Below are 12,538 nucleotides of genomic sequence, written 5' to 3'. Positions count from 1 at the left end.
TTAACGATAAACGCGGATCCCGCCCTCTACGCCGCGGCTAAACAGCACCTGCCAAAGCTCAATATCTCTGGCGCGGAAAGCCCCTGCGCAGGCACATAAATAATAATTAAACATTCTTCTGAAGGTGGCGGAATAACGTGATGACAGCTCCGGCCAGGCCTGATTAAAGCGCTCATGCCAGGCCATCAGCGTTTTATCATAATCGCTGCCGAAGTTATGCCAGTCCTCCATCACAAACCGTGATTCGCTGGCCTCGGCAATATGGGAAATTGCCGGTAAGCAGCCGTTCGGGAAAATGTATTTATTGATCCACGGATCGACGCTCATCCCTTTTTTATTGCTACCAATGGTATGCAGCAGGAACAGTCCGTCCGGTTTTAAACAACGGTCGGCGATGCTGAAATAGGTGTCGTAGTTTTTCGGCCCGACGTGTTCAAACATCCCCACGGACACAATGCGATCGTAGTGTTTATCAAGATCGCGATAATCCTGCAGCAGAATGTTAACGTCCAGCCCTTCACAGCGCTGCTGCGCCATTTTCTGCTGCTCTTTGGAAATGGTAACGCCTTCTACCGCCACGCCATAATGACGCGCCGCATATTCCGCCAGCCCGCCCCAGCCACAACCGATATCGAGTAAACGCATACCCGGTTTAAGCTGCAGCTTCTCGCAGATCATTTTTAATTTGGCATTTTGCGCATCGTCTAATGTGGTCGCGTCTTTCCAGTAACCGCAGGAATATTGCATATGCGGATCAAGCATCAGTGCAAAGAGATCGTTACCAATATCATAATGTTCTTTACCGACGATCCATGCACGACTACGTGACTGCAAATTAAACAGGCGCGCGCTGGCAATGCGTAAAATATCTTTCAGATTACCTGGCATCTGCTGGTCGAGTTTTGCTCTCAGGATTTTACAGAACAGAATATCGAGCCGTTCGCAGTCCCACCAGCCTTCCATATAGCTTTCGCCAAGCCCTAACGAGCCTTGTTGCAATACCCGTTTAAAGAAACCGGTATGATGAAGTTGAATGTCCCAGGCGCGCGAGCCATTAATTCTGATATCCGCTTGCGAAAGCAGCTCTTTTCCCATTCGGGTCCAGTTATCATTTGTTTCATTGACGATGACAGCATCTGAACAAAGCGAGTTCATGGTATTTACCAAAAGTGGGCTAAAAATTATTACGCAAGATTATTATGGAAAAAAGAGTGTATGTATTATGATCCGCGGACAAGATCTATCGAGCAGCGGACACACCATCGGGAGCATTGACGATTCATTTATGGAAACTCTCGCGCAAAAACAGTGGAACTCCTTCCCGGATAACTCCATGACCGAACTGCCGCAGGACGTATTCTTTCGCTCATATGTCCTGGAAGCCAACCACCATGTACCGCAGCATTCACACTCTTTTATGCAGTTTCATTTCGCCCGCAAAGGCAGCATGCGCATTGATGTTGCCGGTAAGTGCTGGATAATCCCGGCGCATTATGGCATTTGGATCCCAAATAATACGGAGCATGCGGTTTGGGCATTAGATGATGTGTATTTAGAAAATCTGGATATTAAACCGGGCTTTCTTGAAGAGAGCATCAATGAATGCAAAGTAGTGGCTATCAGTGATTTCGCCAGAGAGTTTATTCATTACGCCACGAATTCAATTTCAGGCCATTATGATAGTCAGTCAAAAGAGGGCAAGCTGGTTAGTGTGCTGGTCGATATTATTCTGCAACTCCCGGAAGTCGCTTTTGTATTACCCTGGCCGCAGGATCGCGAATTAACCAAAGTCTGCCGAACAATACAAGAATCCCCCGCACTGGAGCATTCTGTTGAATACTGGGCGCAGCATCTGGGTATGTCTGCCCGTACCTTTTCACGCCATTTCAAAAAAGAAACCGGATTGCCTTTCAGCGTCTGGAAGCAAAAAATGCGAATACTTGAATCGGTATTAATGCTGAAGAAAAATAAAAGCGTAACCGCCGTGGCACTCGACGTTGGGTATTCAAGCACCGCGGCATTTAGCTACGCATTCCGCCAGGCGTTTGGCGTTCCGCCCTCTAATTACTGATTAACGGCGTTGATGCCAGTAAGCCGCTGCGCGAACCCGTTGCTGATCGAACGCCTCGGTTTCAAAACGAGCACTCAGGTTTTTGACCACCTTGCCTTCGCCGGTGATCCAGATGAAATAATCGTCTGCGGGCACGCTTAGCCGCGATAAGTGTTCATTCACCGCCTGCTCGTCATGGCCGATAAACCACTGAAGAGTAAATCCGTCGAGATGGGCAAAATAGTCCTGGTACGCCGCATCCTGCACGCTAACCAGCGCCGTAACGTGCGGACGTACCGCCAAACGGCAGAGCGACTCCAGGCGTCGGCGCAACGCGGGCATTCCCGACTCATCACACACGTAAACCTGATACGCATAGTCCTCTGGTACCACCAAAGAACCGCGCGGCCCGCCGATCGTAAGCTTGTCACCCTCGCGGGCATTCATCGCCCATGTACTTGCCACGCCACCGTCATGAATATAAAAATCCAGCGCCAGCTCATGGCGCGCTTCGTCATACAACGGCGTGTAGTCACGGGATAACGGGCGTACGCCGTCAGCCCAGACAATGCCTTCATCGGTGACGACAGGCGGTACAAAGTGGCTGCCCGGTTCAGGGAAAAAGACCTTGGTATGGTCGTCAAAGCCGCGTGAGCTAAAACCGTCCAGAGCGTCACCGCCCAGTACAATGCGCTGAAAGCCCGCGCTAATGCGTTCTACGCGCAGGACGGTAAGTTCCCGAAAGCGAAGTTCATTGCGAACGCGCTGCGGGTAGCGTGAGGTGTTTGTTGTCATTTTTTCGCCTTCGTGAAAATAATCAGATATATCTAAACTCATTTTCAAATGATAATGATTGCTAATCAAAAATATTGCAAGCACTTTTTGATATAGTTGAGTTATGAATACCCCGCTATCACATTCACATAAAAACACTTAATAATCATCATATTAAACAAAAATTAATTTATAGACTTGCAAGCTGATAATTTTTAGATATAAATTAGATATATCTAAATAACATCAGGAGACGATGATGCAAAACCATCATGAAGGTTGCTGTAAGCACACAGAACACCAACACGAAGGCTGCTGCAAGGGTGAAGGACATCACCATGAAGGCCGCCACAACGAGCACCATGCAGGTTGCTGCAAAGGTGAAGAACATCGCCATGAAGAAGGCTGTAACAAAGATCATCACCACGAGCACGGCTGCGGGCATCGTCGCGGTGGCGGTCGTCGTCAGCGGTTCTTCGGCCACGGCGAATTACGCCTGGTGATTCTGGATATCTTGACCCGCGACGCCAGCCACGGCTATGAGCTGATTAAAGCGATTGAAACCCTGACCCAGGGTAATTACACCCCAAGCCCGGGCGTTATCTATCCAACACTGGATTTCTTGCAGGATCAGGCACTGATCACCGTCAGCGACGAGGAAGGTGGGCGTAAACAGATTGCGATCACGACCCAGGGCCAGCAGTGGCTGGATGAAAACCGTGAGCATCTGGAACATATCCACGAACGGATTAAAGCCCGCTGCGTGGGTTTTGAATTACGCAAAAATCCACAGATGAAACGCGCGCTGGAAAACTTCAAAGCCGTGCTGGATCTACGCGTCAATCATGGTGATACCAGCGATGCGCAGATCAAAAAAATCATCGGTATTATCGATCGCGCTGCGCTGGATATTACTCAGCTGGATTAATCTGCACAGCAGGCGGAACCCGTATGCCCGACGTTCCGCCTGTATTTTTAGTATTAATGCAGCACCGTAACCGCATCTTCCAGACGACCAGCGCGATGTTTCACCATCGCGGAAATCTGCGCACTCTCTTCAACCAGTTCGGCGTTTTTCTGCGTAATGTTACTCAGCTCATTCACCGCGCGGGTCAGGCTGGAAAGACCATCCGATTGTTCCAGCGTGGAGTGGCTGATTTGGGCGATCAGCTGAGTGACGTTTTGCACCTGCTCCACAATATCGTCCATCGTGCGCCCTGCGGCGTGAACCTGGTCAGATCCGGACTGCACCTTGTCAGCGCTGGCATCAATCAGCTTGCGGATATCATTGGCCGCACTGGCGCTGCGGCTAGCAAGATGACGCACTTCTCCCGCCACCACGGCGAACCCTTTCCCCTGCTCGCCCGCCCGCGCGGCTTCAACAGCGGCGTTCAAAGCCAGAATGTTAGTCTGGAAGGCAATATCGTTAATCAGCGTCGTAATAGTGCCGATCCGCTGGGTGCTGTTGGCGATATCGTCCATGGTTTTGATGACGGTATCCATTGCCTCACCGCCGTGCGTTGCCGCGCTGCTGGCGGCAATAGAGAGCTTATCGGCCGCGGCGGCGGTCTCTGAGTTTTGTTTCACCGATGCCGCCATCTGATTCATGGTGGTCACCGTTTCCTGCACGTTCTCGACAGTCTGCTGCGTATGCTTGTTTAAATCGTCGCTGCCTTTCGCCAGCGTTTCGCTGTCGCTGCGCACGCAACTCACCTGGCTGGAGACGTCGTGAATGAGCCAGCGACACATTAATCCTAGTTGGCCCACTGCTCGTAGCATCAGGCCCAGTTCATCACTACGGTTAAGATGCGACACGCTGTTCCGCTCACCGGTCGCCACTTTCAGAGCCTGACGGGTGACATTCTCAATAGGACGCACAATTTGCCATTCGAAAATAGCCGTTCCCAGCACCATCACCAACGCGCTCATCAGCAGTAACGGCCATTCGGCGCCCATCTGCTGCAATGTGGCCGCTAGCAGGACAAACATGAATGCCATCACGCTGCGTACCCGCCAGCGAATCGGCATCGCCGGCAGTTTACCCAGCCAGCCTTTGCGTACCACCAGCCCTTTATGAATACGCCGGTTGCAACGCCCTTCGTTCAGCGCTTTATATAAAGGCTCTACTGCCGCAATTTCCTCGTCAGTTGCCCGGGTACGAATCGACATATACCCGGTCACGCGTCCTTCCCGCACCATCGGCACCGCATTGGCCCTCACCCAGTAGTGATCGCCATTCTTACGCCGGTTTTTCACAATCCCGCTCCATGGCTCGCCCTGCTTCAGGGTGTACCACATATCCGCAAACGCCGCTTTTGGCATGTCCGGATGACGAACCTGATTGTGCGGCTTATCGAGCAATTCATTCAGCTGATAGCCACTGACCTGGACAAATGTATCGTTCGCATGGGTGATATAGCTTTGTAAATCGGTGGTAGACATGAGGGTGATATCATCATCCAGCGGTGTATTTTGCTGACTAACGTAGGGATGAGAAGACATGATTGCGTCCTGTGCAGGTTATCTGGTTGTTAACTCTTTCGGCTTATGTTATTTCGGCGATAATTTTTTTATCTTTAGTTGTTAAATTTGATTTAGATCGCAATTTGCGATTAAACCTCAAAATCTGTACGCATTCTAATCCATTGATTTAAAATACTTTCATCTAGTAACTATTCAACGTCACTTCTACCAGCGCACCGTCACAGTGCAAATCTTGCCCATTTTTAGCGCAAATTTACGTTTATTCGACCTGTTTTCAGGCTCCTTACTTGGGCAAAATGCCAGCAAATGTTAAATCACGGCATTAAATGTTGCGCAAATGAGATATTTCCTGGTGTTTATCCCGATTTTTGCTAAGCGCGCCGGAATGGCGCAATCCCTGCAATACTTAAATCAGTATCATGTGATACGCGAGCTCCGGGAGCATATTTTGAACAGGTTACCTTCCAGCGCATCGGCCCTGGCCTGCAGCGCACACGCACTGAATCTCATCGAAAAGCGCACGCTTGATCATGAGGAAATGAAATCATTGAACAAAGAGGTGATTGAGTACTTCAAGGAGCATGTCAATCCGGGGTTCTTAGAGTATCGAAAATCTGTAACTGCAGGCGGGGATTACGGAGCCGTAGAGTGGCAAGCGGGAAGCCTGAATACGCTTGTCGACACCCAGGGGCAAGAGTTCGTCGATTGCCTGGGTGGTTTTGGAATTTTCAACGTGGGGCACCGTAATCCAGTCGTGGTTTCCGCCGTACAGAATCAACTCGCGAAACAACCTCTGCACAGCCAGGAGTTACTTGACCCTCTGCGGGCCATGCTGGCAAAAACTCTCGCCGCACTGGCGCCCGGTAAACTGAAATACAGTTTTTTCTGTAACAGCGGGACCGAGTCGGTTGAAGCCGCCCTGAAGCTGGCGAAAGCGTATCAATCGCCGCGCGGTAAATTTACGTTTATTGCCACCAGCGGCGCATTCCACGGTAAATCACTGGGCGCGCTGTCCGCCACAGCTAAATCCACCTTCCGTAAACCCTTTATGCCGCTGCTGCCGGGCTTCCGTCATGTGCCGTTTGGCGATATTAACGCGATGCGCACCATGCTCAGCGAGTGTAAAAAGACCGGTGACGATGTCGCAGCCGTGATCCTCGAACCCATCCAGGGTGAAGGCGGGGTGATCTTGCCTCCACAAGGCTATTTGACCGCCGTTCGTAAACTTTGCGATGAGTTTGGCGCGCTGATGATCCTTGACGAAGTGCAAACCGGCATGGGGCGTACCGGCAAAATGTTCGCCTGCGAACACGAAAACGTGCAGCCCGACATTATGTGTCTGGCCAAAGCGTTGGGCGGCGGTGTGATGCCCATTGGCGCGACCATTGCCACCGAAGAGGTGTTCTCCGTCCTGTTCGACAATCCTTTCCTGCATACCACCACCTTTGGCGGCAACCCGCTCGCTTGTGCAGCTGCGCTGGCCACCATTAACGTCCTGCTGGAGCAAAATTTACCGGCTCAGGCGGAGCAGAAAGGCGATATGTTGCTGGATGGTTTCCGCCAGCTTGCGCGGGAATACCCGGACCTGGTGCATGATGTACGCGGTAAGGGCATGCTGATGGCGATTGAGTTTGTCGATAATGAAATCGGCTACAACTTTGCCAGTGAGATGTTCCGCCAGCGGGTGCTGGTTGCCGGCACGCTTAACAATGCAAAGACGATCCGCATCGAACCGCCGTTGACGTTAACGATCGAGCAATGCGATCTGGTATTGCGATCGACGCGCAAAGCCCTGGCAGCATTACGGGTGAGCGTGGAGCAAATGTAACAACCTTACCCGGCCTATAAAAGACTATCTTTTGTAGGCCGGATAAGGCGTAGCCGCCATCCGGCAATTAGCCTGACTTAAACAATCCGCACACCAGCAGGCATAAGGCGTTCTGGCGTCAACAGTACGCTTTCACTGCCATCGTCGGTTTCCGCGCACAGCAGCATGCACTCTGATGTCTCACCGCGCATTTTGGCCTTTTGCAGATTACACAGCACCACCACCGTTTTGCCCATCAGCTCCTCTTCTCTGTAGTAAGGCACCAGGCTGGTTACGGTTTGCAGCGTACGCTCTCCCACATCTACCTGTACGATATACAGCTTATCGGCATTGTCATGGCGCTTTACCTGTGCGATTTTTCCAACACGTATTTCCATTCGGGCAAAATCAGCAAATGCGACGGTATCCATTATTTTCTCCTTTGGTAAAGTTTTACTAAATATTAGCAAAATATTTTCCGAGCATTGTTCTCAAAAGCGGGAAAATGATGTACTCATCACACTCTGAAAGCCCAGTTTTACCCCGAGCATGTCAATTAATCATGCTTTTTTTACTGAAAACAGATGAATAGATAAGCACTTCATTTACAATGCGCAGGTAACTCAGGGAAAAGGCAAACATGGCAACACTTAAAGACATCGCAATCGAAGCTGGCGTGTCCCTGGCGACAGTGTCCCGGGTTTTAAACGATGACCCCACGCTGAATGTAAAAGAAGAGACTAAGCATCGCATTCTGGAGATCGCGGAAAAGCTGGAGTACAAAACCAGCAGCGCCCGAAAGAACCAGACCAGCGCGCTCGGCCCCCAGCATATTCTGGCGCTCTACAGCTATCAGCAAGATTTGGAAATCAACGATCCTTACTACCTCGCGATCCGCCATGGGATTGAAACCCAGTGTGAGAAACTCGGGATCGAACTGACCAACTGCTATGAGCACAGTGGTCTGCCGGAGAGCAAACACATTACCGGCATTCTTATTGTCGGCAAGCCTTCTCCCGCTCTGCGCGAGGCGGCAACAGCACTTACCGACAATATCTGCTTTATCGATTTCCATGAATCCGGCAGCGAATATGACGCCGTCGATATCGATCTGGCCCGCATCAGCAAAGAGAGCATCGACTTCTTCATTGCCCAGGGCGTCACCCGCATTGGCTTCATCGGTGGCGAAGACCAGCCAGGCAAGGCCGATATCCGCGAAGCCGCGTTTGTCGAATACGGTCGTCTGCAGCAGGTCGTTTCTGAACAGGACATCTATCGCGGCGGTTTCTCCAGTTCATCAGGCTATGAACTGGCTAAAGAAATGCTGGCGAAACCCGACTATCCCAGCGCCCTGTTTGTGGCTTCAGACTCGATTGCCATTGGCGTTCTGCGCGCCATCCACGAGCGCGGTCTGAATATTCCGCAGGATATTTCGCTGATTAGCGTTAATGATATCCCAACGGCGCGTTTCACCTTTCCTCCGCTTTCCACCGTTCGCATCCATTCGGAAATGATGGGCAGTCAGGGCGTCAACCTGCTGTTCGAAAAAGCCCGTGACGGGCGTGCGCTCCCCCTGCTGGTTTTTGTTCCCAGCAAGCTGAAACTGCGCGGCACCACCCGCTGAAATCCCCCGTTAACCCGCCCGGTTTCTTCTGATGCCGGGCGCGCATTGTCATGCATTCTTTTCCGCGTCCGAATTATTTTCGTGATCCAGTTAAAGTAAATCACTTCACTTGCTATATTTTAGTAAAAGTTTTACTAAAATCACCATCAATTACACTTACCCACCATTACAATGAATGGTTCCGATTTTTCTCCACCGGGAGGCCTTATGAATCGCTGGGAAAACATTCAGCTCACCCACGAAAATCGACTGGCGCCACGCGCATATTTTTTCTCTTACGACTCCGTTGCGCAGGCTCGCTCGTTTGCCCGCGAAACCAGCAGCCTCTTTCAGCTGCTAAGCGGTCAGTGGAATTTTCAGTTCTTTGAGCATCCGCTGCAGGTGCCGGAAGCCTTTACGTCGCAGTTTATGAGTGACTGGGGCAGCATCACCGTCCCCGGCATGTGGCAGATGGAAGGACACGGCAAGCTGCAGTATACCGACGAAGGTTTTCCTTTCCCGATTGATGTCCCCTACGTTCCGACCAATAACCCCACCGGGGCCTATCAGCGTATTTTCACCCTCAGCGAAGGCTGGCAGGGCAAACAGACACTGATTAAGTTTGATGGCGTAGAAACCTACTTCGAAGTTTACGTGAATGGTCAATACGTTGGCTTCAGCAAAGGCAGCCGCCTGACGGCCGAATTTGATATCAGCGCGGTGGTGAAGACCGGTGATAACCTGCTGTGCGTTCGCGTAATGCAATGGGCTGATTCCACCTACGTTGAAGACCAGGATATGTGGTGGTCGGCGGGAATTTTCCGCGACGTCTATCTGGTCGGCAAACAGGCGACCCACATTCAGGATTTTACCGTTCGCACCGAGTTCGATGATGACTATCGCGACGCCACCCTCTCCTGCGACATTGCGCTGGAAAACCTGGCCTCCACGCCAGCGATAGCGTCGCTCGAATACACCTTGTTTGACGGTGAGAAGGCGCTGCATAGCGGTGTGATTAACACTCTGAAGGTGGATAAACAAACGCAGACCGCTTTTCATTTCAAGGTTAGCGCGCCGCAGCAGTGGTCGGCGGAATCGCCGTATCTCTACCACCTGGTGATGACGCTGAAAGATGCCAGCGGCAACATCCTTGAGGTCGTGCCACAGCGCGTTGGATTCCGCGATATTAAAGTTCGCGACGGTCTGTTTTACATCAATAACCGCTACGTGATGCTGCATGGCGTTAACCGCCACGATAACGATCATCTTAAGGGCCGTGCTGTCGGTATGGATCGCGTTGAAAAAGATCTGCTGTTAATGAAGCAGCACAACATCAACTCCGTACGCACCGCCCATTACCCGAACGATCCGCGCTTCTATGAATTGTGCGATATCTACGGCCTGTTCGTGATGGCCGAAACAGACGTTGAATCTCACGGCTTCGCCAATATCGGCGATATCAGTCGGATCACCGACGATCCGCTATGGGAAAATGTCTACGTTGAGCGCATCGTGCGCCACGTCCATGCGCAGAAAAACCACCCTTCGATCATCATCTGGTCGCTCGGTAACGAATCCGGATACGGCTGTAACATCCGCGCCATGTATCACGCTGCGAAAGCGCTGGATGACACGCGTCTGATCCATTACGAAGAAGATCGTGACGCCGAAGTGGTGGATATCATCTCCACCATGTACACCCGCGTGCCGCTGATGAATGAGTTTGGTGAATATCCGCATCCTAAGCCGCGCATCATCTGCGAGTATGCGCACGCCATGGGCAACGGTCCCGGCGGGCTAACGGAATATCAGAACGTCTTCTATCAGCATGATTGCATCCAGGGGCACTATGTATGGGAGTGGTGCGATCACGGGATTCAGGCTAAAGATGACGACGGCAACGTCTGGTACAAATATGGCGGCGACTACGGCGACTATCCGAACAACTACAACTTCTGCCTTGATGGCCTGATTTATTCCGATCAAACCCCAGGACCGGGACTGAAAGAGTACAAGCAGGTAATTGCGCCGGTGAAAGTGCGCGCACAGGATCTGGCCCGCGGCGAGCTACGGGTAGAAAACAAACTCTGGTTCACCACGCTTGACGACTACACCTTGCATATTGAGGTTCGCGCCGAAGGAGATACGCTCTCTGTTCAGCAGATAAAACTGCGCGACGTTCCTCCCAACAGCGACGCGCTGCTGCAATGCGCACTGCCGGAGCTGGATGCGCGCGAAGCGTTCCTTAACGTCACCGTGACGAAAGATTCCCGAACGTCATACAGCGAAGCCGGGCATCACATCGCGACTTATCAGTTCCCGCTGAAGGCCAGAACGGCGGCTGCCGTAACGTTTAGCCTGCAAAACGCCAACCCTCTGACGCTGGAAGACAGCCGCCAGAGCTGCACCGTTCGCGGTTATAACTTCCATCTGACCTTCTCAAAGCTGACAGGTAAACCGATCGCCTGGAACGTCAATGGCGAAGAGCTGATTACCCGCGAGCCGAAGATTAATTTCTTCAAACCGACCATTGATAACCACAAACAAGAGTTCGAAGGCCTCTGGCAGCCGAATCATTTACAGATTATGCAGGAGCATCTGCGCGAGTTTACCCTTGAGCAAACCGATGATGCGCTGCTGATAACCAGCCAGACCATTATCGCCCCGCCGGTATTCGATTTCGGTATGCGCTGCACTTATCGCTGGCGCATTGCCGCGGACGGTCAGCTGAATGTGGAACTTTCTGGCCAGCCTTACGGCGAGTACCGGGACATTATTCCGTGCATCGGTTTCACGATGGGCATCAACGGTGATTTGGGCCAGGTGGCGTATTACGGACGTGGCCCCGGTGAAAACTATGCCGATAGCCAGCAGGCCAACATCATCGACATCTGGCGCAGCAGCGTGGATGAGATGTTCGAAAATTATCCGTTCCCGCAAAACAACGGCAATCGTCAGGACGTGCGCTGGGCAACGCTAACCAACCGCCACGGCAACGGCCTGCTGGTGGTCCCGCAGCGCCCTGTCAACCTGAGCGCCTGGCGCTATACGCAGGAAAATATCTTTGCCGCACAGCACTGCAACGCGCTGCAACGTAGCGATGACATCACCCTGAATCTGGACCACCAGTTGCTGGGCTTAGGTTCCAACTCGTGGGGAAGTGAAGTACTCGATTCCTGGCGCGTCTGGTTTACGTCATTCAGCTACGGCTTCACGTTGTTGCCGGTTTCCGGCAGCGAATCTGGCGCTCAAACCACCGCCAACCGCGCCTTTGGCACCGGGTTCTTTTCCACGAATATGCACAGCGAGAATACAAAATGAGGATCATCGACAACTTAGAGCAGTTCCAGCAACGCTATGCTTCAGGTCGGAAATGGCAACGCTGCGTCGAGGCTATTGAAAATATTGACAATATTCAGCCAGGCGTCGCCCACTCTATCGGTGATTCCCTGAGCTACCGCGTGGAGACAGACTCCGCGACCGATGCGCTGTTTACCGGTCATCGTCGTTATTTTGAGATCCATTACTACCTGCAAGGGCAGCAAAAAATAGAGTATGCCGCCAAAGAGGATCTCCAGGTGGTTGAATATTATCGCGATGAAACCGATCGCGAATATCTGAAAGGTTGTGGAAAAACCGTCGAAGTGCACGAAGGACAAATGGTTATTTGTGACAATCATGAAGCCTATCGTTTTATTTGTAATAACGCAGTGAAAAAAGTCGTACTCAAAGTCACCATCGAAGATGGTTATTTTCATAATAAATAAAAACACAGGCGGCGCCGACGTTGCGCCGCCAGTACCCTATAATAATCAGGAAT

The 12,538-nt window shown here is 51.6% G+C and carries 10 protein-coding genes; 6 read left to right on the top strand and 4 right to left on the bottom strand.

From position 1 onward, the window contains the following. Positions 1-1,155, bottom strand: coding sequence for a cyclopropane fatty acyl phospholipid synthase (gene cfa, locus OGY71_RS05175; RefSeq protein ID WP_032934180.1), 1,155 nt, complete (start codon positions 1,153-1,155; stop codon positions 1-3). A 67-nt stretch (positions 1,156-1,222) separates the two neighbouring features. Here cfa and OGY71_RS05170 point away from each other — a divergent pair, with 67 nt between their 5' ends. Continuing rightward, positions 1,223-2,071: a helix-turn-helix domain-containing protein gene (locus OGY71_RS05170; protein WP_003828520.1), complete on the top strand. Its 849-nt coding sequence runs from the start codon at positions 1,223-1,225 to the stop codon at positions 2,069-2,071. Here the strand turns inward: OGY71_RS05170 and OGY71_RS05165 are convergent, their stop codons facing one another. Beyond that, complete coding sequence (locus OGY71_RS05165; protein ID WP_003828523.1) at positions 2,072-2,845, bottom strand: siderophore-interacting protein; 774 nt, start codon at positions 2,843-2,845, stop codon at positions 2,072-2,074. Between the two features lie 235 nt (positions 2,846-3,080). On the opposite strand from OGY71_RS05165, the gene OGY71_RS05160 reads away from it, so the two are divergent. Next, positions 3,081-3,752: a PadR family transcriptional regulator gene (locus OGY71_RS05160; RefSeq protein ID WP_164084789.1), complete on the top strand. Its 672-nt coding sequence runs from the start codon at positions 3,081-3,083 to the stop codon at positions 3,750-3,752. 53 nt (positions 3,753-3,805) lie between these two features. Here the strand turns inward: OGY71_RS05160 and OGY71_RS05155 are convergent, their stop codons facing one another. Continuing rightward, positions 3,806-5,326, bottom strand: a complete 1,521-nt coding sequence (locus tag OGY71_RS05155; RefSeq protein WP_003828526.1) for a methyl-accepting chemotaxis protein — start codon at positions 5,324-5,326, stop codon at positions 3,806-3,808. A gap of 430 nt (positions 5,327-5,756) precedes the next feature. Between OGY71_RS05155 and ygjG the strand changes: the two genes are divergently transcribed. Continuing rightward, entirely contained in the window at positions 5,757-7,136 is a 1,380-nt protein-coding gene (ygjG, locus tag OGY71_RS05150) for a putrescine aminotransferase (protein WP_057067552.1), read from the top strand. A gap of 77 nt (positions 7,137-7,213) precedes the next feature. On the opposite strand, the gene OGY71_RS05145 is transcribed toward ygjG, so the two are convergent. Further along, on the bottom strand, positions 7,214-7,546 hold the full coding sequence (locus OGY71_RS05145) for a tRNA-binding protein (RefSeq protein WP_003828529.1): 333 nt from the start codon (positions 7,544-7,546) through the stop codon (positions 7,214-7,216). 209 nt (positions 7,547-7,755) lie between these two features. Between OGY71_RS05145 and ebgR the strand changes: the two genes are divergently transcribed. From ebgR to OGY71_RS05130, 3 genes are all read left to right on the top strand, one after another. Further along, entirely contained in the window at positions 7,756-8,739 is a 984-nt protein-coding gene (gene ebgR / locus OGY71_RS05140; RefSeq protein WP_032945068.1) for a transcriptional regulator EbgR, read from the top strand. A 207-nt stretch (positions 8,740-8,946) separates the two neighbouring features. Then, entirely contained in the window at positions 8,947-12,039 is a 3,093-nt protein-coding gene (ebgA, locus tag OGY71_RS05135) for a beta-galactosidase subunit alpha (protein ID WP_267440825.1), read from the top strand. Then, complete coding sequence (locus OGY71_RS05130) at positions 12,036-12,485, top strand: beta-galactosidase subunit beta (RefSeq protein WP_003828536.1); 450 nt, start codon at positions 12,036-12,038, stop codon at positions 12,483-12,485. Before ebgA ends, OGY71_RS05130 begins: the two co-directional genes overlap by 4 nt. Positions 12,486-12,538: the final 53 nt, after the last annotated feature.

Source organism: Citrobacter sp. Cpo109, from assembly GCF_030332565.1.
GTDB classification, from domain to species: Bacteria; Pseudomonadota; Gammaproteobacteria; order Enterobacterales; family Enterobacteriaceae; genus Citrobacter; species Citrobacter portucalensis.
The sequence above is the reverse complement of the archived record's forward strand: the minus strand, read 5'-3'. Positions and strand labels throughout refer to the sequence as shown.

What these genes read in the sequence shown, in the direction of transcription:
- OGY71_RS05165 (WP_003828523.1), bottom strand. Translation starts at nt 2,845, where the DNA reads ATGACAACAAACACCTCACGCTACCCGCAGCGCGTTCGCAATGAACTT.
- OGY71_RS05155 (WP_003828526.1), bottom strand. Translation starts at nt 5,326, where the DNA reads ATGTCTTCTCATCCCTACGTTAGTCAGCAAAATACACCGCTGGATGAT.
- cfa (WP_032934180.1), bottom strand. Translation starts at nt 1,155, where the DNA reads ATGAACTCGCTTTGTTCAGATGCTGTCATCGTCAATGAAACAAATGAT.
- ebgA (WP_267440825.1), top strand. Translation starts at nt 8,947, where the DNA reads ATGAATCGCTGGGAAAACATTCAGCTCACCCACGAAAATCGACTGGCG.
- ebgR (WP_032945068.1), top strand. Translation starts at nt 7,756, where the DNA reads ATGGCAACACTTAAAGACATCGCAATCGAAGCTGGCGTGTCCCTGGCG.
- OGY71_RS05170 (WP_003828520.1), top strand. Translation starts at nt 1,223, where the DNA reads ATGATCCGCGGACAAGATCTATCGAGCAGCGGACACACCATCGGGAGC.
- OGY71_RS05130 (WP_003828536.1), top strand. Translation starts at nt 12,036, where the DNA reads ATGAGGATCATCGACAACTTAGAGCAGTTCCAGCAACGCTATGCTTCA.
- OGY71_RS05145 (WP_003828529.1), bottom strand. Translation starts at nt 7,546, where the DNA reads ATGGATACCGTCGCATTTGCTGATTTTGCCCGAATGGAAATACGTGTT.
- OGY71_RS05160 (WP_164084789.1), top strand. Translation starts at nt 3,081, where the DNA reads ATGATGCAAAACCATCATGAAGGTTGCTGTAAGCACACAGAACACCAA.